We start from the raw sequence: 23,557 nt of genomic DNA on the forward strand, positions 1-23,557 counted from the left end.
TCTATAATATCACAATAGTTTAAAATTTAAAAGAAAATTGGTGCCATGTATCACATCCCATGGTATTCGTCAAGGGACTTCACAGTTATCCTCCCAAGTCGAACAGCCTCAATGGCATTAAGGGCCGCCCTTGCCCCAGCAAGTGTCGTAACATAGGGTATTCCAAGTTCAACCGCCATTCTCCTTATTAGATAGCCATCGTCGGCTGACTGCTTTCCTGATGGTGTGTTGATTATGAGACCAACTTCACCATTGAGTATGGAGTCCCTTATGTTTGGTGACCCCTGGCTCACCTTCCTCACAACCTCTATATCGGCTATGTCACTGATCGCCCTTGCTGTCCCGCGGGTTGCCATGATCTTGAAGCCCAGGTCACTGGCCTTTTTAACGATGTCGGCTATCTTGTCCTTATCCTGGTCCCTGACGCTTATGAATACCTTGCCCTCTGTGAGGAGGTCCATGCTGGCAGATAGCTGGGACTTGTAGTAGGCTATACCGAAATTCTCATCGATGCCCATTGCCTCGCCGGTGGATTTCATCTCAGGGCCAAGCACCGAGTCTGCCCCTGGCAGTTTTATGAATGGAAACACTGACTCCTTCACTGCCACATGGTCTATCTCCTTCTCCTCTGTTAGTCCAAGGTCACTGAGCTTTGCCCCCATCATCAGCCTGGCAGCAATCTTGGCAAGTGGAACACCGGTGGCCTTGCTGACGAATGGAACGGTACGGCTGGCCCTGGGGTTAGCCTCGAGTATGTAAACTGCCGGCTCAGAGTCGGGTTTCACAGCGTACTGAATGTTTATTAAGCCCACAACATCAAGTTCAAGGGCCAGTTTCCTTGTGTAATCCTTTATGGTTTCAATTATTTCCTGTGGGATGCTCTGCGGTGGTATCACACACGCCGAGTCCCCTGAGTGAACCCCTGCCTCCTCTATGTGCTCCATTATCCCGCCGATGTATACGCCAGTTCCATCGGAGAGTGCGTCCACATCAACCTCTATTGCATCCTCAAGGAACTTATCCACCAGGATAGGATGCTCGGGGGATACCCTCACAGCCTCCTTCATGTACTCCTCAAGCTCCCTCTCATCGTAGACTATCTCCATTGCCCTTCCACCGAGGACATATGATGGCCGTACAAGTACAGGGTACCCTATGCGTTCAGCCACTTCCCTTGCATCCTCAAAGGACTTGGCGATCCCATAGGGTGCCTGCGGTATCCCCAGCTTATCAAGGACACGGGTGAACCTTTCACGGTCCTCAACCCTGTCTATGCTTTCATGTGGTGTACCCAGTATCCTGACACCCTCCTCTGCCAGGGGTACGGCAAGGTTTATGGATGTCTGGCCACCGAACTGTACTACGACGCCCTCAGGTTTCTCCTTATCTATCACGGCAAGGACGTCCTCCAGTGTGAGGGGTTCAAAGTAGAGCTTATCAGATATGTCGTAATCTGTACTCACGGTTTCAGGGTTGTTGTTAACCATTATGGTCTCATAACCATCCTCAGTGAGAGCCATTGCCGCATGTACACAGCAGTAATCGAATTCTATACCCTGACCTATCCTTATTGGACCCGAACCTATGATGAGGACCTTCTTCCTGTCTGAGACCTCAACCTCATCTTCAAGGTCATAGCAGCCATAGTAGTAAGGTGTTTTCGCCTCAAATTCGGCTGCACATGTGTCAACCATCTTGTAGACAGGTTTTATATTATTCTTGAGCCTTAGGGACCTTATTTCTGACTCTGAAAGCCCTGTTATTGATGCCAGCCTTGAATCTGAAAAGCCCATCCTCTTGGCCTTAAGGAGGACCCTGGGATCCCTCAGGGATTCTCTGGTGAGGGATGACTCAAAGTTCACTATGTTCCAGATCTTCTCCAGGAAGAATGGGTCTATACCTGTCAGCTCATGTATCTCATCTATACCCATACCATCCTTAAGGGCTGTGTAGATCTGGAACAGTCTGAGGTCAGTGGGGTTTTCAAGGTCCTTCCTTGTGTAGGGTATCTCCATGAAGCCATCGGCACCTATATCAAGGGATCTTATGGCCTTGTTAAGGGATTCCTCAAGGGTTCTTCCTATGGCCATGACCTCCCCTGTGGATTTCATCTGAACCCCTATTTCCCGGCTTATCCCCCTGAACTTATCAAAGGGCCACCTTGGAATCTTTGTCACGATGTAGTCAATGGATGGCTCAAAGGATGCCGGTGTCTCCTTTGTTATGTCATTCTCTATCTCATCGAGGGTCATGCCCACGGCAATCTTGGCGGCGATCTTGGCTATGGGGTAACCTGTGGCCTTTGATGCCAGTGCACTGCTCCTGCTCACCCTCGGGTTCACCTCTATGACCTTGTATTCACCTGTCTCCGGGTGGACAGCGAACTGTATGTTGCAGCCCCCCTCAATCCTGAGGGCCCTTATGATCTTTATTGCCGCATCCCTCAGCCTCTGGTTGTCCTCGTCACTGAGGGTCTGGGCCGGTGCAACCACCACGCTCTCCCCGGTGTGTATGCCCATGGGGTCGATGTTCTCCATGTTACAGACGATTATGCAGGTGTCGTTGCGGTCCCTCATGACCTCATACTCGAATTCCTTCCAGCCAAGTACAGACTGGTCTATGAGGACCTGGTTGATGAAACTCATCTCAAGGCCCCTTGTGGCTATCTCAATGAGTTCATCGCGGTTGTGGGCCACCCCCCCACCTGTACCCCCAAGGGTGAACGCGGGCCTCACTATAACAGGATACCCTATCTCATCAACAGCTTCAAGGGCCTCTTCAACTGAATTTACCGCTCTTGCTGCGGGTACTGGCTCGTTGAGTCTCTTCATGAAACTGTCAAAGAGGTCACGGTCCTCAACGTTTCTTATGGTCTCAATGGAGGACCCTATAACCCTCACACCCTCGAGGGCACCTATCTCTGCAAGACCCGTTGCAACGTTGAGGCCTGTCTGCCCCCCCATGGTTGGGAGTACCGCGTCGGGTTTCTCCTTTTCGATTATCTTTGCAACTATCTCAGGTGTGAGGGGCTCCACATAGACCCTGTCAGCCATTTCCATGTCGGTCTGGATGGTGGCAGGGTTTGAGTTCACGAGTACTGTCTCAATCCCCTCCTCCCTCAGTGATTTGCATGCCTGAGAACCTGAATAATCAAATTCAGCAGCCTGCCCTATCTGTATAGGGCCAGATCCTATGATAAGTACCTTGTTGATGCTTTCATCCCGCGGCATTTTATCCCCATCTTCCTCTTATCCTAGTATTCTTTCATAACACTTACAAGACGATCAAAGATGTTCACAGTATCATGTGGTCCTGGTCCTGCCTCAGGGTGGTACTGGACACTGAAAACCGGGAGTTCCCTGTGCTCTATTGCCTCAGGTGTCCCGTCGTTGAGGTTCAGCTGTGTGATCTCAATATCCGTCCCCCTTACTGAGTCCGGGTCGATGGTGAACCCGTGGTTCTGGGATGTTATTGAGACTGTACCTGTCCTTAGGTCCTTCACCGGCTGGTTTATACCTCTGTGCCCGAATTTCATCTTGTATATGCTGGCCCCGAATGCAAGGCCGATTATCTGCTGTCCAAGACATATCCCGAATATGGGCAGCTGTTCTGATAGTGTTCTGACCGTGCTTATGGCCTTCTTCACCCTTGTGGGGTCACCAGGTCCGCTTGATATTAGGAGCGCGTCAGGGTCATATTCCATTATTTCCTCTGGCTCCATTCTGTAGGGTACAAGAGCAACACCAACATCCCTTTCAAGGAGGGCCTTTATGCTGTTTCTCTTGATTCCGCAGTCAACTATAACAACCCTCCTCTCTGCGTCCTCATTCATGGTGACCGGTTCGGTAACACATACCTGGTCCACAAGGTCAATCTCGGTTATGTCCGGTTGATTCACTGCCAGTTCAAGGAGTTCATCATCATCAATCTCCTCTGTTGCAAGGGCACCCTTCATGGTACCCCTCTCCCTTATCTTTATGGTGAGGGCCCTTGTGTCAACACCCGCTATGCCAGGGATTTCATATTCCTCCAGGAACTCTGAGAGTGTCTTTTCTGATAGCTGGTGTGAGGGTTTCTGGCATTCCTCCCTCACTATCAGGCCCTCGGCCTTTATACCATCTGACTGGTACCACTCCTCAGATATTCCATAGTTACCCTGCAGGGGGTAGGTTGGCATGAGTATCTGGCCCTTGTATGAGGGATCTGTGAGTGATTCAACATAACCCGTCATCCCGGTTGCAAATACAACTTCCCCCGTCTTCACTGTTTCAAATCCAAATGCCTCTCCTTTTATTATCGTACCATCTTCCAAGGCTAATTTTGCTTCCCTAAACATTTCACCACCGTGATCATGACTTCTGACTGATTAGATTAATTTAATATTCATGACCATAAGGAGAATCCCCTCCAGAGTGGAGATCCATCCTCATCACCACAGCGTCCTCTCCATCCTCATAGTAGTTTGCTATAACCTTCTCCTCACTGAAGCCAAGGGCCCTGTAGAAATTTATGGCCCCTCTATTCTTTGCCCTTACCTCCAGTTTAATATTTTTAATATGAAATTTTTCAAATATACCTATGGCTGTCCTCACAAGTTCAGCCCCGACACCCTGGCGGCGGTAATCTTTATCAACTGCAAGTGAGATAATATGACCTTCATCCTCAAAGCGGATCCAGAATATTATGAATCCAACGACCCTGCCGTCCTCCTGGGCCACGAGGAAACCTGCTCCAAGGTTGTATATGTCCCTCAGGAGGTGTGCCGGATAGGGATCAGCAAATGATTCCCTCTCAATCTTCAGGACCGTTTTAAGGTCCTGTGGTCTGAATTCCCTTACTATCATCTCTATCTCCGTGGTACAATGTGGAAAGATCTTGCACTTTACATAATCAGGAGCTCGCAGCCATCCGACCGTGTTGTTGAGGTTGGTGCCGGTAGATTCCTGTATGTTTCAGATTATATCATGAAACATTCAAAAGTTGATTTGGTTCTAACAGATATTAAACCTTCCCGTGGGGACATAATTTACGATGACATCACATCACCGGATATGGATATCTACAGGGATGCCGCCACAATATACTCCATAAGACCCCCATCTGAACTCCACAACCCCCTTATGATGGTAGCGGACGCAACTGGTGCCCGGCTGATCATAAAACCACTCACTGGGGAAAATATGGCCACAGAAAAACCCATGAAACTTGTAAATTACAGAAAAACCTTTTTCTACGAGTACAGTCCATAAAGCCATCCGATTTTAGGATGTCCTCAAAGTGGATTAACCTGAGATAATTTGATTCAGAGGCGATCCCACCACAATCACACCAGTTCATTAATAATATATACTTTATAAACTGGATAATGAATGTCAGTGGGGTAATCCAATTCAAAAAATATCATGATCCTAGATCTTAAGAAAATTACCAAAATAAATTGAAAAGTGTTAAAAATGAAATGGGCCAGGATGAGTGTAAAGGAAGTCTTGAAGGAACTTAAAACGTCAGAAAATGGTTTAAATTCAGATGAAGCAGCCAGAAGACTTGAAACTTATGGTAAAAACGAACTGGTTGAGGAGAAAAAGGCAGGTCCCCTCAGAATGTTCCTTGCCCAGTTCATGGATATACTCATCATACTACTCATACTTGCGGCTGTGGCATCCTACTTTGTGGGTGATGTGCTTGATTCTGCAGTCATACTCTTCGTGGTGGTTGTGAATGCCACAGTTGGCTTCATACAGGAGTACAGGGCCGAGCAAGCAATGGAGAAACTCAAGGGCCTGGTATCAACTGAGGCCACGGTTATAAGGGATGGTATGACTCAGAAAATACCTGCCTCTGAGCTCACAATAGGGGATATTTTAATCATAGAGGAGGGGGACAATGTACCTGCAGATATCAGACTCATAGAAGCCTATGACCTCCGCATAGACGAATCCACCCTCACAGGAGAATCCATACCCGTTCAGAAGACACATGAGAACCCTGAGGATGAAAGGGATGTTATCGCATTCATGGACTCTGACGTTGTATCAGGTCGCGGTAAGGGTGCCGTAATAGCAGTGGGTATGGATACATCAATAGGCAGGATAGCCGAGATGATACAGGAGGATGAGGGTAAGACACCTCTGCAGGAGAAGATATCCTCCCTTGGAAAAAGCCTTGGGCTCATAGCGGTGGTTGTATGTGCCATGGTATTCGCCATACAGTTCCTCCGCGGACTTCCACTGGTTGACACCTTCATGACCGCTGTTTCACTTGCAGTTGCCTCTGTACCCGAGGGCCTTCCCGCCATACTGACACTGACCCTTGCACTGGGTATGCAGCGGATGGCCCGGAGCAATGCCATTGTAAGGAGGCTCCTTGCAGTTGAAACCCTGGGTTCATGTTCGGTTATCTGCACCGACAAGACAGGTACACTCACCCATAACCGGATGACCGTGAGGGAATCAGAGCTCACCTCACCAGAGATGGCACTCCTTGTATCAGCACTCTGCAACAACGCCACAATATCAGATGGCAAAGTCATAGGGGACCCAACCGATGCCGCCATACTGAGCTTCGCTGATGAAAATGGACACAGCAGAAAGGAGCTTGAGGAGAAATACCCCCGTCTCATGGAAATACCCCTCGACAGTAAAAGGAAGAGGATGACCACCATAAACCAGCTGGGTGACGGGCGATACCTCCTCATCAAGGGGGCCCCTGAGATAATACTCAGTAGATGCAGTTACGTGGATTATAACGGCTCCCTGAGGGCAATGGATGATGATGAACTGGGCAAATGGATGTCCAGGCTCAACGATATGACATCAAGGGCCCTCCGTGTTCTGGCCCTTGCATACCGGAAACTGCCTGATGGCGATGAGGAGGAGAGGGACCTTGTGTTCGCTGGCCTCGTCGGTATGATGGACCCTCCACGAAAGGAGGCTGCCGATGCCATAGAGACCTGCAGGAAGGCAGGTATAAAGGTTGTTATGATCACAGGCGACCACAGGGACACCGCGGTTGCCATAGCACGCGAACTGGGACTCATGGATGATGGTCTGGCCCTCACAGGAAGGGAACTCGATGAACTCTCTGATGACGAATTCGAGGATATGGTGGAGGACGTGAGGGTCTATGCCCGTGTCTTCCCTGAACAGAAGGTCAGAATAGTTGAGGCCCTCCAGAGGAGGGACCACGTGGTTGCCATGACCGGTGATGGTGTAAACGACTCCCCCGCCCTCAAAAAGGCCGCCATAGGTGTAGCAATGGGCAGCGGGACGGACGTTGCAAGGGAATCATCTGACATGGTGCTCCAGGATGATAACTTCGCAACGATTGTTAAAGCTGTGAGGGAGGGGCGGACCATCTTCGATAACATAAGGCGCTTCGTTAAGTTCCAGCTTTCAACAAATGTCGGGGCCATCCTCACAATCGTATCGGCCTCACTCATCAACCTTCCTGTACCATTCAATCCGATACAGATACTCTGGATAAACATAATAATGGACGGTCCCCCTGCACAGTCCCTTGGTGTTGAGCCCCCTGAATCCGATATAATGCTCAGAAAACCCGAGAGGGAGGATATAATGCCAAGAAGGAACCTGCTGCGTATAGTAATTGCAGGTGCTGTCATGGCAGCAGGGACGCTGGGGCTCTACATCTACATGCTCTCCTCAGGGAACAGTGTTGAGCGGGCGATGACAGTTGCATTCACGGTCTTTGTGATGTTCCAGATATTCAACGTATTCAACTGCAAGTCAAGGACCGGATTTTCCAACAGGACCCTCCTTGTTGCTGTTGCAGCCTCACTCCTGCTGCAGATACTGGTGGTCTACCTTGCACCCCTTGAGGGTGTATTCAGGACCGTCCCCCTCACGGTTACAGACTGGGTCCTCATAGTCGCAGTGGCTTCCCTCATACTGATTGCAGAGGCCCTCATGAGGTTTGCTGACGGGCGGGAATGACCTATGAATGTTATTGTGATGGCAGGAACCAGGGATGCCCGGAGGATCATAGAAGAACTCTCAAGGGATCCAAGAATTGATATAACTGCCACTGCAACCACCGAATACGGTGCTGAGCTTGCTGAAAGTTCAGGGGCATTAAGAACAGTCAGAGGGCCCCTTGACAGGTCCGGACTGGGCGAACTGATAGATGAAATCGGTGCAGAACTCCTCATAGACGCCACCCACCCCTTCGCCACAAGGGCCACTGAAAATGCACTCCTGGCATGCCATGATACAGGCATAACCTACCTGAGGTTCGAAAGACCACTGCTGGATGTTGAGGGGGCCATAAGGGTTGAATCATTCAGGGAGGCCGGGGAGGTGGCCTCATCACTCCTCAGGGAGGGTGAGGTGGCGATGCACCTTGCAGGGGTCTCAACACTACCTGAGGTTCTTGAGTCACTGGATCCAGAGAGGGTTGCCGTCCGGGTCCTGCCACAGACCTCATCAATTGAGGCATGCCACAGGCTCGGAGTGCCCCCCGAACAGATCATCGCAATGCAGGGCACATTCTCCCCAGAGATGAACAGGGTGCTCATGAAGGAATACCGTGCAGGTGCGGTTATCACCAAGGATAGTGGTGAGACAGGAGGTCTCCGTGAGAAGGTTGCCACTGCATCAGAGCTTGGAATACCCATCATCCTCGTTGAGAGGCCAAGGGTTGACCTGAAAGGCGAGAAGGTATTCCATGACATTAATGAACTTGTGGAATATGTCACAGAGATCCTGAATAAAAAAGAAACTGATAACTGCTTTTAAATCTTTAAAGAACATGCACTAAAAAAATTAGAATAGAAACTGATAACTGCTTTTAAATCTTTAAAGAATAAGTTCACCGATTCTCAAAGAGGACAACCTCAACCTCCTCTCCTTCATTGAGTATTTCAACGTTCTTTGGCACCTCAATGTATCCATCGGCCCCTGCAAGGGCTGCTATTGCACCAGAATCCTTGAATATGGGCCTTGCATACTGGCCATCAACCCTCACAAGTGCATACTGGACCCTGCCCCTTGATGAGTGGAATCTCTCGGCAAGTTTAAGTGTCTTCACAGAACCCTCAGGGGCTTTTATTCCCGAGAGTTCCCTGAGGAATGGTTCTACGAGTGACCTGAAAACCAGAAGGGCTGCAACCGGGAAACCTGGGAGCCCCACCACCATCTTACCATCAACCACCCCCACTATGGTGGGCTTACCCGGCTTCATGGAGATGCCGTGAATGACCACCTCACCAAGATCCTCAAGCACATCCGCCAGGACATCGCCCGCCCCCGCAGAGGTGCCACCTGAGGTTATAACGAGGTCCGCTTTACCCAGCCCCTCAATGAGGCCCCTCCTGAGTTCATCGTAATCATCCCTCACTATACCCCCACGGCTGACACTGCAGCCGGCATCCCTGAGGGCCGCAGATATTCCCAGAGAATTTGAATCAAATATCTTTGCAGGTTCAAGTCTCCCTGAGGGCTCAATGAGCTCATTACCCGTTGATATGACATGTACTGATGGTCTCGATACAACCCTCACCGAGGTGACCCCTGCAGCTGAAAGCGCTGCGATCTTGTCGGGTGAGAGTACCTTCCCGCCCCCAACAAGTACACTGCCCGCCCCAATATCAGATCCAGCCGCCGCGATATGCTGCGAGGGGTATGCCGGCCTATGGATGTAGACATCCTCACCACTAACCTCAGTGTACTCAACCATGACAACTGCATCGGCACCCTCAGGTACAGGCGCCCCCGTACTTATCCTGGTGCATGAACCGCTTTCAACCCTCCTTGATGGCAAAGAGCCTGCCTCAACCGTCTCGATACACCTGAGCCTCACCGGTTTCTCATCGCCTGCCCCGAAGGTATCTGAGGCCACCACCGCATACCCATCCCGGGATGCCCTGTCAAATGGTGGCAGGTCGATGGGGCTTTCAACATCCTCTGCAAGTACCCTCCCAACTGCATCATCAATGTTAACGGTTTCGGAACATCTACTGTAAAGTTCCCTGAAGAGATCAGCCATTATCCCCCTTGCATCGTCCAGATCGATTATATCAAGAAATTCAACTCCCATTGGATCACCATTAAAAGCAGTCTAAGCAATTTATTTATATCTGCACCGGTAATAAATTATACTGTCTATTTCTTTGATTGCTGAATGTGTAATCGCATTAGAATCAAAGTTAATCAACGAAAAAAAGAGGAGGAGAGTATTTGAGTAGAGGACATCAGACACAGGAAGTTAGGCGTGTGAGGACGCCCAGGAAGGGCGAGATACCTGGAGTTGTTGAGCAGATAATGGGGCACGGGAAGCTCAAGGTGAGGTGTGCCGATGGCCATATAAGGCTCGGCAGGATCCCGGGCAAGATGAAGAAGAGGATATGGATCCGTGAGGGTGACGTTGTACTTGTAAAGCCATGGGAGTTCCAGAGCGAGGAGAAGGCCGATATAGTGTGGAGGTACACCCGTACAGAGTCCAACTGGCTTGAGAGGAAGGGCTACCTCAAACTCTGATTGTCCCGAGAGAAGTTGATTTTAATGGATCCTGAAGAAACAGGGCAGGCCCCTGAACTCAGGGCGCTTAAATCAGGGGCTGTGGATAGGGTAGACTCTGATCTTGGACGGATGGAGGCCGTCAAGAGGTTGAAGGGTGTTGAGGACCGAAGGGTGGGAAGTGAGGTCTTTGATGAGCTTACCCTCAAAACACTCTACAAGCTTGCCAACTCAGGTTACCTTGCGGTGCTCAATGGTGCTGTGAGCACAGGTAAGGAGGCGAATGTCTTCAAGGGTATAACCGATAACGACGAATTTGTTGCTGTCAAGATCTACCGTGTCGCCACATCTGACTTCAAGAAGATGCAGTACTACATACAGGGCGACCCGAGATTCAGGGTGAGGACAACCAACAGACGCCAGCTTGTCCAGGCCTGGGTTAACAAGGAGTTCAGGAATCTGAAAAGGGCCCTTGAAGCGGGTGTCCGTGTGCCAGAACCCGTGGTTGCAAGGGACAACATCCTCATAATGGAGTTCATCGGGGATGACGGTGAACCGGCTCCCACCATGAGGGAGGTTCCGCCTGATGACCCTGAGAGGGCCCTTGAGTTGATAGTTGAGTACATGCACCGCCTTTACACTGGTGCAAGGCTTGTACATGGGGATCTATCCTTCTTCAACATACTGAACCATTCAGGAGAACCAGTTATAATCGACGTATCCCAGGCAATGGTCCTTGACCACCCACTGGCCATGGAACTCCTTGAAAGGGATATAAAGAACGTGGTCCGTGACTTTAAAAGGCTGGGGGTCAATGTAAGTGAGGATGATATAAGGAAAAAAATTAAAAAAGAAGCGGAGCCCCCTGCAAAAACCAACACCCATGAAAAGAATTAAAGAGCCACGGAAAACCACAACCTGACAGAAAGAATTAAAAAATAAAACCTTAAAAAATTACCTGGAACCTGAAGAGAAGGATCCATCCCAGATAACAGAGCAGAAATAGAAACTCCACTGGATACTTTACAGAAAGTTATTGTAGGTTTTATAAACGTTTATCCTTATTTATTCATTGAGGTGAATCAGATGCCCACCGAGGAATATCTCAAAATACCCCGAGAAAGGGTTGGAGTTCTGATAGGTAAGAATGGTGAGGTCAAGGCACAGATTGAGCGTCTAACGCAGACAGACCTTGAAATTGACAGCGAAACCGGTGCAGTTACACTCATACCCCATGATGAACTCGACGACCCCCTGTCACCATGGAAGGCAAGGAACATAGTCAGGGCCATAGGACGTGGCTTCAACCCGGAGGTTGCCCTCCGGCTCCTGGATGACGATGTTGCCCTTGACATCATCAAGATAACCGACTATGTCGGTAAATCCAAAAAGGCCATAGCAAGGCAGAAGGGCCGTGTAATAGGTAGGGGCGGTATAACCAGACGCATAATCCATGATATGACCGGTGTGGATATATCGGTCTATGGAAAAACCGTTGCACTGATAGGTGAATTTGAAAAACTCTCAGTTGCAAGGGAAGCCGTTGAAATGATACTTAATGGCGCCAGACACAAGTCTGTGTACGCATTTCTTGAAAAGAAGAAACAGGAAATGAAAATGAAGGAGTTTGAGGAAGGCGTTAAATTCATGTAAACTCCACCATAAACCTGTTTTTTGTAAGGGCAAATTTCAATTATTTCACATGTATCGCCCGAACTATGCTTTCTGTAATAGTTACATCTAGGGTATAAGTTTATATGCTATAAGTTACACATATGTGTATATGAGCATGGTATCCCATGTGTATTATCCTGTGAAAAATTATTTAAGGAGGCGAACTTTTGGCTAGGCAAGCTTTGGATCTCTTTGACGAAGGATTCCAGGAACTCACCCCCTCAGAATTCTTCAGAAAAAACAAGCAGATGCTGGGTTTTACAGGAAAAATAAGGTCACTGACGATAGTTTTTCATGAACTCATAACAAACAGTTTTGACGCCGCAGAGGAGGCGGGCATACTCCCTGAGATCAAAATAGATCTCAAGAGAATTGGTAAGGACCACTACATCCTCAGACACCAGGACAACGGCCCAGGGATACCTGAAAAGTACATTCCAAAGGTATTCTGTACCATGTTCGCCGGGTCCAAATTCAGGAACATCCAGTCCAGGGGGCAGCAGGGACTTGGATGCAGTGGTTGCGTGCTATTATCACAGATGACCACAGGTAAGCCCATAAAGGTCATCTCAGGGACCAGGGAAAACGGAGAACTCAAGGGGGTCAAGATGACCCTCAAGATGGACGTTAAGAAGAACCAGGGCCTCATACTCGAAAAGGAGGAGGTGGAGGTTGAGGACACAGGTGTCTGCATAGAACTCCACTTCAAGGACGTCTCCTACTCACTATCAGAGCAGGGGGCCTACGAGTACATAAGGAGGACAATGATAGCCAACCCCCATGCAAAGATAATATTCAATGACCCCACAGGGAACCGCTACGTCTTCAACAGGGCATCAGACGTCATCCCACCAATGCCAAAGGAGGTCCTCCCCCACCCATGGGGCGTCACAGCCGATGACCTCATATTCATGGCAAAGCACACCGACAAGAGACGCTTCAGGAGCATGCTTACAAGCAACCTCTCAAGGATGTCCTCCAAGAAGATAAAGGAACTCGAGGAACTCACAGGCATAGACCTCAACAAGCGCCCCAAGGATATGAAGTGGGAGGAGGCCGAAAGCATAGTTGAGGCCTTCAAGAAGATGAAGTTCATGTCACCACCAACCTCAGGCCTCATACCCATCGGGGAGGAGCAGATTGAGAAGGGTATGAGGGAGATACTCCAGCCAGAGTTCACCGCCACCGTGACAAGGAAACCCAAAACCTACCGTGGGGGTATAGCCTTTGTGGTTGAGGCCGGTATAGCCTACGGTGGAAACTCCGGTAGAATGGTTGGTGACCAGAGGAAGGCCGAGATAATGAGGTTCGCCAACAGGGTCCCCCTCACCTTTGACGCAGGTAGCTGCGCAATAACCGAGGGTGTTAAGAGCCTTGACTGGAGGCGCTACGGCATAAGGGACCTTGAAAATACGCCACTCACCATATTCGTGAATATCGTATCAACCAACGTCCCCTACCTCTCAACAGGTAAGCAGAGCGTGGCACCTGAACCTGAAATACTCCATGAGATCAGGCAGGCCACCATGATAGCTGCAAGAAAACTCTACAAGTACCTCAGGAAGAAGAAGGCCGCCAAGGAGGAGGCTGAGAGGGCCAAAGTATTTGAAACATACGTTCCGGTGATCATAAAGCAGGCGGCTCTCCTGGCAGAGAGGGAGGCACCTGATTACAGGGAACTCCTGGACACAGTTACAAGAAGGGCAAAACTTGAAATTCTGGGGGAATCACTAGATGAATAGAAGAGAAATAGCCATTAACAAACTTAAAGGTCTTGGAGACGTCATACTCGACGATGTGAGCCGTGGGAGGATCCCCAGGATAAAGGTTCCATCAAGGGGTACATCCAACATAATCTATGATGAAGAGAAGAGGCACTACATCCTGGGTGACCGCTACGGTACACGTTCAATGGGTAATGTGAAGCAGATAAAGAAGATAGGTCAGATGCTATACACCGCAAACTTCTGCAAGGACCTCGTGGCAAGGGAGAAAACCGCCACCCTCAGGGAGCTCTACTACATCTCAGAGGGCTGGGAGGTGGACTTTGCAGACCAGCAGGAATCCAACATCGTTGGAGAGGACCTTGAGGTTACCCTGGGAATGACCAGGGAGGAGCTGGGTCTCATGCCAGAGGAAGACGGCGCATCTGTCTATGGTGCCCTGACGGTCCGTGAGGGTGACATAGAGATAAACGCCCTCAGATCTGGCAAATCAGGTTATAACATATCACCCACCATAGATGAGGTTGAATTCGTAGATCACGATGTTGAACGTGTCATTGCGGTAGAGACAATGGGTATGTTCCACCGTCTCGTGCAGGAGAAGGCCTACAAGAAGTTCGACGCCCTCATCGTTGGGCTTAAGGGTCAGGCCGCAAGGGCAACCAGGAGGTTCATAAAGAGGGTCAACGAGGAACTGGACCTTCCAGTGTACATCTGTAACGACGGAGACCCATGGGGATTCCACATCGCCATGGTCATAATCTCAGGGAGTGCGAAGCTCGCCCATGTGAACCACCAGCTTGCAACCCCGGATGCAAAGTTCCTGGGGGTTACGGCAAGTGACATAATAAACTATGACCTCCCCACAGATCCCCTCAAGGACATCGATGTGGTGAGGCTCAAGGAACTCCTGAACGATCCAAGGTACAGGGATGAGTTCTGGAAGACCGAAATAAAGAAGATGCTGAAGATCGGTAAGAAGGCAGAACAGCAGTCCTTCTCGAAATATGGTCTTGAGTACGTGGTTGACACGTATCTTCCAGAGAAGCTTGAAGCCGTGGAGAACCAGTAAAACTGTTCTCCATAACTTTTGTTTTTATTTATTTTTTAGAATAAGAGAATTCCTCATGTCTTAAACTCAACTGGTTTTTAATGGTTATCCACCCAGAGTAACTCATTCAGAGATAATTATAAACCTAAAGTCCCCCCTCACCCAGAGATAACTATATAAAATAATCAATGAGAAATAATATCAGATTACACCTTTAACTTAAGAGGTTCCTCTGGGAACAGAAGTTTTCAGGGGATAGGAGGTTTCTTTAATGATATCTGTAGCCATTAACGGGTATGGGACAATAGGAAAGAGAGTCGCCGACGCTGTGGCTGCCCAGGACGACATGAAGGTCGTTGGTGTCAGCAAAACAAAACCTGATTTTGAGGCGAGGGTTGCGATTGAAAAGGGCTATGACCTCTATGTAAGCATCCCTGAACGTGAAAAGCTCTTTGATGATGCAGGAATCCCTGTGAGCGGTACCGTGAAGGACATGCTGGAGGAAGCAGACATCGTGGTTGATGCAACACCAGAGGGCATCGGTGCCAAGAACCTTGAACTGTACCGTGAAAAGGGAATAAAGGCCATATTCCAGGGTGGTGAAAAGCACGACGCCATTGGACTCTCCTTCAACTCCTTCACAAACTACGAAGAGTCACTGGGGGCCGACTACACAAGGGTTGTTTCCTGCAACACCACCGGCCTCTGCAGGACCCTCAAACCAATAGATGACCTCTGCGGGATAAAAAAGGTAAGGGCAGTGATGGTAAGAAGGGGTGCTGACCCTGTACAGGTGAAAAAGGGTCCAATAAATGCCATTGTACCAAACCCCCCAACGGTCCCCTCACACCACGGACCTGACCTCAAAACCGTCATGAAGGGCGTTAATATCCACACCGTTGCACTCCTTGTCCCCACAACACTGATGCACCAGCACAACATAATGGTGGAACTGGAGAACCCTGTGGACGCCGATGAGATAAAGGCGAAGCTCGATGAGACAACCAGGGTCATGCTTGTGAAGGCCTCAGAGGGCCTTGCATCAACCGCAGAGATAATGGAGTACGCCAAGGAACTTGGAAGGTCAAGGAATGACCTCTTCGAGATACCTGTCTGGGAGGAGTCCATAAACGTGGTTGAAGGGGAACTATTCTACATGCAGGCGGTCCACCAGGAATCCGATGCCGTCCCCGAGAGTGTGGATGCAATAAGGGCCCTCCTTGAACTTGAAGAGGACAACATGAAGTCCATAATGAAGACCAACAGGGCCATGGGCATACTCTAAAAACCAATTTTTTCTATTTAACCCTTTAATCGGGTGTTTTTTTGATAAGGGTTGGTCCTGCAGGGAACCCCGTGGGTTACCGTGGCAGTACAGTCAGTGTTTTCAAAAAGATCAGGGCCATGGGACTCGACGCCTATGAGTACCAGGCAACCTATGGCCTCAGGTTAAAGAAGGAAAACGCCCTTAAAATTGGTGAAAATTCAAGGAAGAATGATATACTTGTCTCAATGCACGGCCCCTACTATATAAACCTTTCATCAGCCAAGGAGGAGACCATAGAGAAATCAATCCACCGGCTCTTTGACTGTGCGGTTGCAGGGGAGTGGATGGGGGCCTACCGTATTGTATTCCACCCCGGCTTTTACGGTGACCTTGGGAGGAGAAGGGCATTTGAGCTCTGCAGGAAGTCTATTGGGGAACTGATCTCAAGACTTGAAAGTGCCGGTATCAGGGACTTCACACTTGCACCTGAGACCACCGGTAAGAGGTCACAGGTGGGGAGTCTAGAGGAGATTATAAGATTCTCAGAGGAATTTGATAACGTCATGCCCACCGTGGACTTTGCACACATACATGCAAGGGGTGGGGGGTGCATAGGGGGCGCCAGTGATTACAGGAGGATACTTGCGGAGATTGAGGGAAGATTAGGAGTGGAGCACCTCCACTGCCACTTCACAGGGATAGAGTACACAGATGCGGGAGAGAGGAAGCACCACACCCTATCCGAAGGCTTTGGCCCTCCTGTTGAGCCCCTCCTTGAGGTGCTGGTTGATGGGGGCTGGGATGCCACCATAATCTCCGAGACACCCCGAAAGGATGAGGATGCAAGGAGGATAAAGGACCTCCTTGAGGGGTACCTCAGCAGGTGACGCTGGTCCAGAGAAATAAGGTGTGCGGAATGTCTCAAAATCCACAACTCCAGTTTTTTATATGGGCAGCATGAAGTTGACCAAAATCTACACGGATGCTCCGATGTTTCTTGAATTAACCTGATGGAGTGTACTGAAAATACAGATCCCACGGAGTGTACCTAAAACTTTATACACCCCGATGCACAATTTACCTATGATGAGTTTATTTCTTGATTATATCACAGTATCAGAACTTGTTTCTGAAGAACAGGTGATGTGGTGAAATTCAATAACATAGTCTATGACCCCCAGCTAACAGATAAAAAGTTCCCTGTGAAGGCCTCTGATCCTGAAAGGGAGGCAAAACTTGTTGTTCTCCAGCCGGTTGGATACCCCTTCGTATGCAACCTGATGGAGTCCCCGAGGATAGATGCCGTTAACAAGGAACTCTTTGAGATCTATGCAAGGGACCAGTGGGAGGGTTTCAGTGCAACTGAGGGTTCCTACCTATTCGACCAGAAACTGCTCCCTGACTATGCATTCAAGATAATAAGGGCCCACCCTGACGGTTCAAAGATAACCAGAAACACCTCCATTATACTGCTGGAGAACGAGAGGGAGGAGTTCCATGAGGTGAAAAGTGATATCACCATGGACGATGTTATCGGTCAGGAGGACGCCAAGATAAAGTGCAGGATAATCATGAGGTACCTTGAGGACCCGGACAGATTCAGGGACTGGGCGCCCAGGAACGTCCTCTTCCATGGAAGCCCGGGTACCGGTAAGACCATGCTTGCAAAGTCCCTTGCAAATGAACTCAGGGTACCCCTCTACCTTATAAAGGCCACAAGCCTCATAGGTGAGCATGTGGGTGACGGTGCGAGGCAGATACATGAACTCTATGAACTGGCATCAAAAACTGCCCCATCAGTTATATTCATAGATGAGATGGACGCAATTGGCCTCGACCGGAGATTCCAGTCCCTCCGTGGGGACGTCTCAGAGGTTGTTAACGCACTCCTGACAGAGATGGATGGTATAAATCAGAACTGGGGTGTTGTAACCATAGGGGCGACCAATAACCCTGAACTTCTTGATAATGCAATAAGAAGCCGTTTTGAGGAGGAAATAGAGTTCAAGTTACCGGGGGATGATGAGAGGCGGATGATGCTTGAGAAATACATTGAGACCATGCCCCTGGATGTGGATTTCTCCGTGGACAAACTTGTTAAACTGACAAAAGGGATGTCAGGAAGGGATATAAAGGAGAGGGTGCTTAAAACAGCCCTCCACAGGGCACTGGCAGATGAAAGTCCAAGGGTGGAGCGTGAACACATAGAATATGCTCTTAAGGAGCGTGATCTGAAGAGCGAACCCAGGCACATGTTCGCCTAGATCAATTTTTTAATTTTATAAAATCCGTTTAAACTTTAATTTTTTAGTGGTTAAAGAACTCCATGAGCACAAAACCCAAATTCTCCACAGCCCTTTCCTGGTTAAAGAACTCCATGAGCACAAAACCCAATTCTCTACAGTCTTTTCCCGTTTAAAGAACTCCATGAGCACAAAACCCAATTCTCTACAGTCTTTTCCCGTTTAAAGAACTCCATGAGCACAAAACCCAATTCTCTACATTAAGAGATCAGGAAATCCAAAAAAACCTAAGATTCATCACAATCAAAGAGCTCAGAACACATCCTCAAGAACTCTCTATCATCCCTCTCTGCAGCATCCCTGATTTTCAGTGCAATATCATGGAATATCTTATCAACTATTGACCTTGTGAGACCCTCAACAACCCTCTCAGGGTCCTTGCTGTTTTCAATTTTCTTAATTGCCTTACCTGCCTCCCTCTGCCGGAGGGACTCCATGCGCCCCCTTATTTCAGCAAGAAGTGGCTCCACCTCCCTGTGCTTCATGGCCCTCAGGAGGAGTTCAAGTTCAGCCCTTACTATCCCCTCAGCCTCCCTTGCCTCGGCCTCTCTCCTCTTCCGGTTCTCCTCGGCCACGCCCCTGAGGTCATCGATTGTGAATAGCCTGACTCCAAGTTCCCTCACGGATTCCTCTATATCCCTTGGGTTGGCTATGTCCACCATCACAATGCTGGACCTCCTCTCAGGGGGAACCGCATCCATGACACGCTCACGGGTGAGTATGTAGTGGGGTGAGCCTGTGGCACTTATAACAACATCTGCATCCCTGAGGGCCCTGTTGAGCCTGTCGAAGTGTATTGCATCACCGCCGAGTTCGCATGCAAGCTGGTAGGCCCTCTCATATGTTCTGTTTGCAACCATTATTGCCTTGAGGTGCTTTTCGGCGAGGGCACGGGCAACCAGTGTCCCCATTTTACCGGCCCCTATAACAAGGACCTTCTTGCATTTCAGGTCACCGTGTATTGACTCTGCAAGATCAACAGCCGCTGATCCTATTGAGACAGAACCCCTGTTTATCTTCGTCTTCCGCCTCACGGTCTGTCCCACATGGACCGCCTTGGTGAACACCATATCAAGGAGGGGCCCGCAGGTGCCCTCACGGAGGGCCTGTAGCCTTGCAGCCTTTATTTGTCCAAGTATCTGGTCCTCCCCGATTATCATGGACTCAAGGCCTGAAGCCAGTCTCAGAAGGTGCAGAAGGGCATCCTCATCTTTTTCAACTGTAAATCCATTAAAATCAAATTCAGGTGGGACCCCTGTGACATGAAGGTAGTACTCGACCCTGTTGCAGGTCATCAGTGGCACCTTCTCGGTCACGGCTCCAAGGGCCTCAAGTTCACCCACAATCTCCTCTATTCTGCCTGATGCTGTCTCCATTGTCTTCACATCAGAGGTCTTGTGGTCGAGTCTTATGTTAAGAATCACCTGAAGCCCCCCTATCCATGATTATGTCCCGAGCCCTTCTTATGGCACCCTCCAGATCACCAGCTTCAAGTTTTTCCTGTACCATTTTATCCTCTGAGATCTCATAGAGAATTCTGCGCCTCTTTCTGTGATCCTGGACCTCTTCCATTAGCATGCGGCGGGATACATCCTGAACCTCAATCATTAGTATATCCTCTGGTTTTATGGCCTCCTGGATCCTCCTGCGAAGGTATTTTGCCATAAGTGGACTCTTTTTACCTGTGAATACTGAGATTGAAACATCCGCTATTTTGAATGTCGATGGGACAACCACGTTACCCCTTGATGGGTCATCTGCCCGGTTAAGGAGTTTGCCACCTGCAAGTTCAGTTACCCTTTCATTGAGGCTTCTATCGGGACTTGCGGCAACTATGAGGTCTGCCTTCTTAATCCACTCCTCAAGTTTTTCTTCTGTGATTGAAACAGCGCCTTCAACTTCCTGTCCAAGAACCGCGACCTCTGCACCGGCCTCGATGAACCTCATCGCCCTTCTTCTTCCAACTTCACCTGAACCCACCACGAGTACCCTCTTACCTTCCATGTCAATGTAGAGGGGTGTGAGGGACATTTTACCATCCGTCAGAGGGATTTCATTCTGAGTATCTTCATGGCTGTTCTGAGGTCATTATCTGCCTCGGCAAGGGCCTCCCTGGCCTCTTCAATGGATACATCAAAGGCGTCTGCCAGGGCCTTCACACTGTCGGTGTCAGGTTCAGATGTGCCCACAAGTTCCTCTGAGAGCCTCTTTTTGAGTTCCATGTACTCCTCAGTTGTCATGTTGATCCTCTTCATGGCCATGTCCCTGAGTGGACAGGGCTTTGAGGGCTTGCAGCACCAGACAAGTGAACCGAAGCATGTCCCCTGGCCCTCGCCGAGCCTCGTATTCCTTGCGAATGACTCCTTGATTTCAATGTAATCCTGTGGTGTCAGTCCCGCCTCCTCGAGTGCTATCATTATTGGGCAGGGCTTCACCGGTGGGCAGCAGAATGTAAGCGCCCTTTTATCACCACCCCTGCAGACATGGGATGGTGCGTCGCTCCATACCAAACACAGTCCTCCTTTATTAATTATGTTTATTCTGTTAATAATAATTCATTACATGGTGGCTGAAATAACACCACTTAATGCCTTTAACAGCTTTTTTGATAAATAAATTGTGGTTCGCAGATAATAAAGGGGGTTATTCCCTGAGCATCCCCCTCTTCTCATCAGGTGTGAGGTCCCCGACGATTGACTCTGGTTCACCTGTCTTGAGGATTCTGCCCCCCCTCATGAGGGATGCCCTGTCACAGACATCAAGGACAAAGTCCATGTCATGTGAAATTATCAGGAAGGTCTGATTCAGCTCCTCCCTGGCCTTCAGGATTGAATCTGTAACCTGCACCCTGGTTATGGGGTCCATGGTACCTGTGGGCTCATCAAGTATTATTATCCTGGGCTCCCTGATGAGAACCTGGGCAAGGGCGACCCTGTGTCTCTCACCACCTGAGAGCTCGTCAGGGTACTTGTCAAGGAGGTTCTCTGCGTACTCCTCATCAAAGCCCACTGCCTTGAGGACATAGATTGCCTTCATCCTGGCAAATTCTGCCGGGAGCTCAAGGCTGATGGCCTCTGTGAGGTTACCAAGCACATCCCTGTGGGGGTAGAGGCTGTACTCCTGGTGGAGTATCCCAAGGTAGGGCGTTACACGGCCACGGCCAAGGGGTCCCTTCTCGGTCATGTCTATCCATTCATCACCCAGCCTCACGCAGACCTTCCCGCTGCTTGGCTCGGTTATTCCGATTATTATCCTTGAGAGCGTCGTCTTACCGGCTCCGCTGAGCCCCACGACACCAAAGATTTCACCCTCATAGACTGTGAGGTCAACACCGTCAACCGCCTTTACAACACCCCTGTCAATGGAGTAGTAGTGCTTCTTAACATCAACCATCTTTATGATGGGGGTTTCCCTTTCAAACTCCTTCACCTTCTCAGGTGCGGGCACCTGTTCCATGAACCTGGCAACCACGTCATCAGGGTCTCCCTCCTCGATTATCTCACCCTTCTCGATCCATATGGCATAATCAGAGAGGTCCCTCATGACCTCGGGCCAGTGGGAGGTTATGATCATGGTTATTCCCTTATCCTTGACACCCTCAAGGAGTGCGTCGTGTATGAGCTCAGCTGTCTGGGGGTCAAGGGTACCTGTTGGCTCATCAGCCAGGAAAACCATTGGTTCCTTGGCCAGCTGCCTTGCAAGGACAACCCTCTGCTTTTCACCACCACTGAGATCCCTTGCAATGTGGGTTATCCTGTGGCTCATCTGAACCATTTCAAGGAGGTCAAGGGCATGGTAGAGGGCTGTTTCATATTCAAGATCTGGCATTGACTTTATGACGTTATCGATTACCGTGTCGTCCTCATAGAGGGCAAATGTCCTCTGGAGCATTATGGCTATTCTTCTCCTGACGGCGGCGAAGGTCTTCTTGTCACAGTTCCAGAAGTCCACCTCCCGGACTGAAAATTTTGAGCCGCATCCACATACCTTACCCTCAAAGGAGGGGGGTTCAACTCTGAGGCATTCAGGGCAGATTGCCACATTGTAGATGACACGGCCGCTGTCGGGCTTGTATTCCTTCATACCCCTCAGCATGTTTATGAGAACAGATTTTCCTGCCCCACTTCTTCCCAGTATCCCCAGGACCTTGCCCTCATCGATTTCAACGCTGATGTTTTTTAGAACCTCGACACCCTTAAACTTCTTTGTGACGTTTTCCAGCTTTATGAAAGACATATGCTCACCCTCAGTTGCTAAAATTAACGTTACCAGTGAAAGATGAATCTGTATTATTCTTTTGATAAAGGGACTATTAAAATTTTCTAAATTTTTAGTCTGGGTTAAATCTGAGTTCCCTGAGATTGAAGTCTATCCTGCCAGATATGGCGGCCCTTGCAATTGATACAGCATCTGCACCTGCAGCAAGCATTGCAGCGGCGGATTCAGGGTCTCTCACTGAATTGTTACCTATCATGACAGCATTCCTTAAACTCTGTGAAACTTCACTTACAAGTTCAAGGTCAGCCCTATCCTCCCCTGGTTTCATGGCGTCCAGGTGAATGTAGCCTACCCCAAGGTCATCAAGCATTCCTGCAATGTCAGCCGTATCAACTCCAGGCACATTTCCCCGTATCTTGACAGAGACCTCTGCATTGGCACCCTTCACAACCTCAGATGTGAAGTCCTTCAGAAAATCAGGGTCATGGAGCATCGCCTGTCCGGCACCCAGAGAGGTTATCTCTGGCTGTCTGCAGTGTGCATTTATCTCAACAATATCCACTTCCTCAATGGATGATATCTCCATGATGGGTTCAGGGTCAAGGGCCCTGAGGTTCACAGAGACCAGCACATCAAAACTGTCCTTTATCCTTGATGCCTCAGATTCTACTATGGATTTAAGTTCAGAAGAGTCAAAATCAAATTCAGGTCTGCCCCTCTGGGCTATTAGCCTTCCAGCCCTGGATGTTTCCTCATCTGCATTGTAACCGCCCAGTGTAACAGCATCGAAACCATAGGGGATAAGTTTCATGCAGAATTCTGCATCGGTTATACCTGCCATTGGGGCC

General features: G+C 49.3%; 20 protein-coding genes. 11 read left to right on the plus strand and 9 right to left on the minus strand.

Features of this window, described 5'->3' with window-relative positions; translation table 11 throughout:
* Positions 1-50: 50 nt before the first annotated feature.
* The 3 genes from carB to rimI are packed head-to-tail and all read right to left on the minus strand — an operon-like array spanning position 51 to position 4,844.
* The gene (gene carB / locus MTBMA_RS06735) at positions 51-3,230 is read right to left on the minus strand and encodes a carbamoyl-phosphate synthase large subunit (protein WP_013296178.1); all 3,180 of its coding nucleotides are present in this window, start codon (positions 3,228-3,230) and stop codon (positions 51-53) included.
* A gap of 23 nt (positions 3,231-3,253) precedes the next feature.
* A complete protein-coding gene (gene carA / locus MTBMA_RS06740) occupies positions 3,254-4,336 on the minus strand; it encodes a glutamine-hydrolyzing carbamoyl-phosphate synthase small subunit (protein WP_013296179.1) in 1,083 nt (360 codons plus the stop codon).
* Positions 4,337-4,376: 40 nt separating this feature from the next.
* Positions 4,377-4,844: a ribosomal protein S18-alanine N-acetyltransferase gene (gene rimI / locus MTBMA_RS06745; RefSeq protein WP_013296180.1), complete on the minus strand. Its 468-nt coding sequence runs from the start codon at positions 4,842-4,844 to the stop codon at positions 4,377-4,379.
* An 18-nt stretch (positions 4,845-4,862) separates the two neighbouring features.
* Here rimI and MTBMA_RS06750 point away from each other — a divergent pair, with 18 nt between their 5' ends.
* The 3 genes from MTBMA_RS06750 to cobK all read left to right on the plus strand — a co-directional run bounded on the left by MTBMA_RS06750 (position 4,863) and on the right by cobK (position 8,753).
* Entirely contained in the window at positions 4,863-5,249 is a 387-nt protein-coding gene (locus MTBMA_RS06750; RefSeq protein WP_013296181.1) for a UPF0146 family protein, read from the plus strand.
* A gap of 204 nt (positions 5,250-5,453) precedes the next feature.
* A complete protein-coding gene (locus MTBMA_RS06755) occupies positions 5,454-7,952 on the plus strand; it encodes a calcium-transporting P-type ATPase, PMR1-type (protein WP_013296182.1) in 2,499 nt (832 codons plus the stop codon).
* A gap of 3 nt (positions 7,953-7,955) precedes the next feature.
* Positions 7,956-8,753: a precorrin-6A reductase gene (gene cobK / locus MTBMA_RS06760; protein WP_013296183.1), complete on the plus strand. Its 798-nt coding sequence runs from the start codon at positions 7,956-7,958 to the stop codon at positions 8,751-8,753.
* 73 nt (positions 8,754-8,826) lie between these two features.
* On the opposite strand, the gene MTBMA_RS06765 is transcribed toward cobK, so the two are convergent.
* Positions 8,827-10,053: a molybdenum cofactor synthesis domain-containing protein gene (locus MTBMA_RS06765; protein WP_013296184.1), complete on the minus strand. Its 1,227-nt coding sequence runs from the start codon at positions 10,051-10,053 to the stop codon at positions 8,827-8,829.
* Positions 10,054-10,193: 140 nt separating this feature from the next.
* On the opposite strand from MTBMA_RS06765, the gene eif1A reads away from it, so the two are divergent.
* From eif1A to MTBMA_RS06805, 8 genes are all read left to right on the plus strand, one after another.
* Positions 10,194-10,493 carry a translation initiation factor eIF-1A gene (gene eif1A / locus MTBMA_RS06770; protein WP_013296185.1) on the plus strand — a complete coding sequence of 100 codons (300 nt, stop codon included), beginning with the start codon at positions 10,194-10,196 and terminating at the stop codon, positions 10,491-10,493.
* 24 nt (positions 10,494-10,517) lie between these two features.
* Complete coding sequence (locus MTBMA_RS06775) at positions 10,518-11,369, plus strand: serine protein kinase RIO (RefSeq protein ID WP_013296186.1); 852 nt, start codon at positions 10,518-10,520, stop codon at positions 11,367-11,369.
* 189 nt (positions 11,370-11,558) lie between these two features.
* Entirely contained in the window at positions 11,559-12,125 is a 567-nt protein-coding gene (locus MTBMA_RS06780) for a KH domain-containing protein (RefSeq protein WP_013296187.1), read from the plus strand.
* Between the two features lie 188 nt (positions 12,126-12,313).
* Positions 12,314-13,888 (plus strand): DNA topoisomerase VI subunit B, encoded by a 1,575-nt coding sequence (gene top6B, locus MTBMA_RS06785; RefSeq protein ID WP_013296188.1) that lies wholly within the window; start codon positions 12,314-12,316, stop codon positions 13,886-13,888.
* Positions 13,881-14,942, plus strand: coding sequence for a DNA topoisomerase IV subunit A (locus MTBMA_RS06790; protein WP_013296189.1), 1,062 nt, complete (start codon positions 13,881-13,883; stop codon positions 14,940-14,942). Before top6B ends, MTBMA_RS06790 begins: the two co-directional genes overlap by 8 nt.
* 250 nt (positions 14,943-15,192) lie before the next feature.
* Positions 15,193-16,206 carry a phosphorylating glyceraldehyde-3-phosphate dehydrogenase gene (locus MTBMA_RS06795; RefSeq protein ID WP_013296190.1) on the plus strand — a complete coding sequence of 338 codons (1,014 nt, stop codon included), beginning with the start codon at positions 15,193-15,195 and terminating at the stop codon, positions 16,204-16,206.
* Between the two features lie 41 nt (positions 16,207-16,247).
* Positions 16,248-17,075, plus strand: a complete 828-nt coding sequence (locus MTBMA_RS06800) for a deoxyribonuclease IV (RefSeq protein ID WP_013296191.1) — start codon at positions 16,248-16,250, stop codon at positions 17,073-17,075.
* Between the two features lie 261 nt (positions 17,076-17,336).
* Entirely contained in the window at positions 17,337-18,452 is a 1,116-nt protein-coding gene (locus tag MTBMA_RS06805) for an AAA family ATPase (RefSeq protein ID WP_013296192.1), read from the plus strand.
* Between the two features lie 266 nt (positions 18,453-18,718).
* Here the strand turns inward: MTBMA_RS06805 and hemA are convergent, their stop codons facing one another.
* From hemA to MTBMA_RS06830, 5 genes are all read right to left on the minus strand, one after another.
* A complete protein-coding gene (gene hemA / locus MTBMA_RS06810; protein WP_013296193.1) occupies positions 18,719-19,915 on the minus strand; it encodes a glutamyl-tRNA reductase in 1,197 nt (398 codons plus the stop codon).
* Positions 19,905-20,522: a precorrin-2 dehydrogenase/sirohydrochlorin ferrochelatase family protein gene (locus tag MTBMA_RS06815; RefSeq protein ID WP_013296194.1), complete on the minus strand. Its 618-nt coding sequence runs from the start codon at positions 20,520-20,522 to the stop codon at positions 19,905-19,907. Before MTBMA_RS06815 ends, hemA begins: the two co-directional genes overlap by 11 nt.
* An 11-nt stretch (positions 20,523-20,533) precedes the next feature.
* Positions 20,534-21,001, minus strand: coding sequence for a methanogenesis marker 9 domain-containing protein (locus MTBMA_RS06820; protein ID WP_013296195.1), 468 nt, complete (start codon positions 20,999-21,001; stop codon positions 20,534-20,536).
* A gap of 133 nt (positions 21,002-21,134) precedes the next feature.
* Positions 21,135-22,727 (minus strand): methyl coenzyme M reductase system, component A2, encoded by a 1,593-nt coding sequence (gene atwA, locus MTBMA_RS06825; protein ID WP_013296196.1) that lies wholly within the window; start codon positions 22,725-22,727, stop codon positions 21,135-21,137.
* 94 nt (positions 22,728-22,821) lie between these two features.
* The gene (locus MTBMA_RS06830; RefSeq protein ID WP_013296197.1) at positions 22,822-23,550 is read right to left on the minus strand and encodes an MJ0144 family RNA dihydrouridine synthase-like protein; all 729 of its coding nucleotides are present in this window, start codon (positions 23,548-23,550) and stop codon (positions 22,822-22,824) included.
* Positions 23,551-23,557: the final 7 nt, after the last annotated feature.

It is taken from the genome of Methanothermobacter marburgensis str. Marburg, assembly GCF_000145295.1.
Lineage (GTDB): Archaea > Methanobacteriota > Methanobacteria > Methanobacteriales > Methanothermobacteraceae > Methanothermobacter > Methanothermobacter marburgensis.

Bases quoted from the DNA above. Each gene is read 5' to 3' on its own strand.
- MTBMA_RS06830 (WP_013296197.1), bottom strand. From the start codon at position 23,550: ATGGCAGGTATAACCGATGCAGAATTCTGCATGAAACTTATCCCCTAT.
- atwA (WP_013296196.1), bottom strand. From the start codon at position 22,727: ATGTCTTTCATAAAGCTGGAAAACGTCACAAAGAAGTTTAAGGGTGTC.
- cobK (WP_013296183.1), top strand. From the start codon at position 7,956: ATGAATGTTATTGTGATGGCAGGAACCAGGGATGCCCGGAGGATCATA.
- MTBMA_RS06795 (WP_013296190.1), top strand. From the start codon at position 15,193: ATGATATCTGTAGCCATTAACGGGTATGGGACAATAGGAAAGAGAGTC.
- MTBMA_RS06790 (WP_013296189.1), top strand. From the start codon at position 13,881: ATGAATAGAAGAGAAATAGCCATTAACAAACTTAAAGGTCTTGGAGAC.
- MTBMA_RS06815 (WP_013296194.1), bottom strand. From the start codon at position 20,522: ATGTCCCTCACACCCCTCTACATTGACATGGAAGGTAAGAGGGTACTC.
- MTBMA_RS06775 (WP_013296186.1), top strand. From the start codon at position 10,518: ATGGATCCTGAAGAAACAGGGCAGGCCCCTGAACTCAGGGCGCTTAAA.
- MTBMA_RS06755 (WP_013296182.1), top strand. From the start codon at position 5,454: ATGAAATGGGCCAGGATGAGTGTAAAGGAAGTCTTGAAGGAACTTAAA.
- carB (WP_013296178.1), bottom strand. From the start codon at position 3,230: ATGCCGCGGGATGAAAGCATCAACAAGGTACTTATCATAGGATCTGGC.
- rimI (WP_013296180.1), bottom strand. From the start codon at position 4,844: ATGATAGTAAGGGAATTCAGACCACAGGACCTTAAAACGGTCCTGAAG.
- carA (WP_013296179.1), bottom strand. From the start codon at position 4,336: ATGTTTAGGGAAGCAAAATTAGCCTTGGAAGATGGTACGATAATAAAA.
- MTBMA_RS06765 (WP_013296184.1), bottom strand. From the start codon at position 10,053: ATGGGAGTTGAATTTCTTGATATAATCGATCTGGACGATGCAAGGGGG.
- MTBMA_RS06780 (WP_013296187.1), top strand. From the start codon at position 11,559: ATGCCCACCGAGGAATATCTCAAAATACCCCGAGAAAGGGTTGGAGTT.
- MTBMA_RS06750 (WP_013296181.1), top strand. From the start codon at position 4,863: ATGTGGAAAGATCTTGCACTTTACATAATCAGGAGCTCGCAGCCATCC.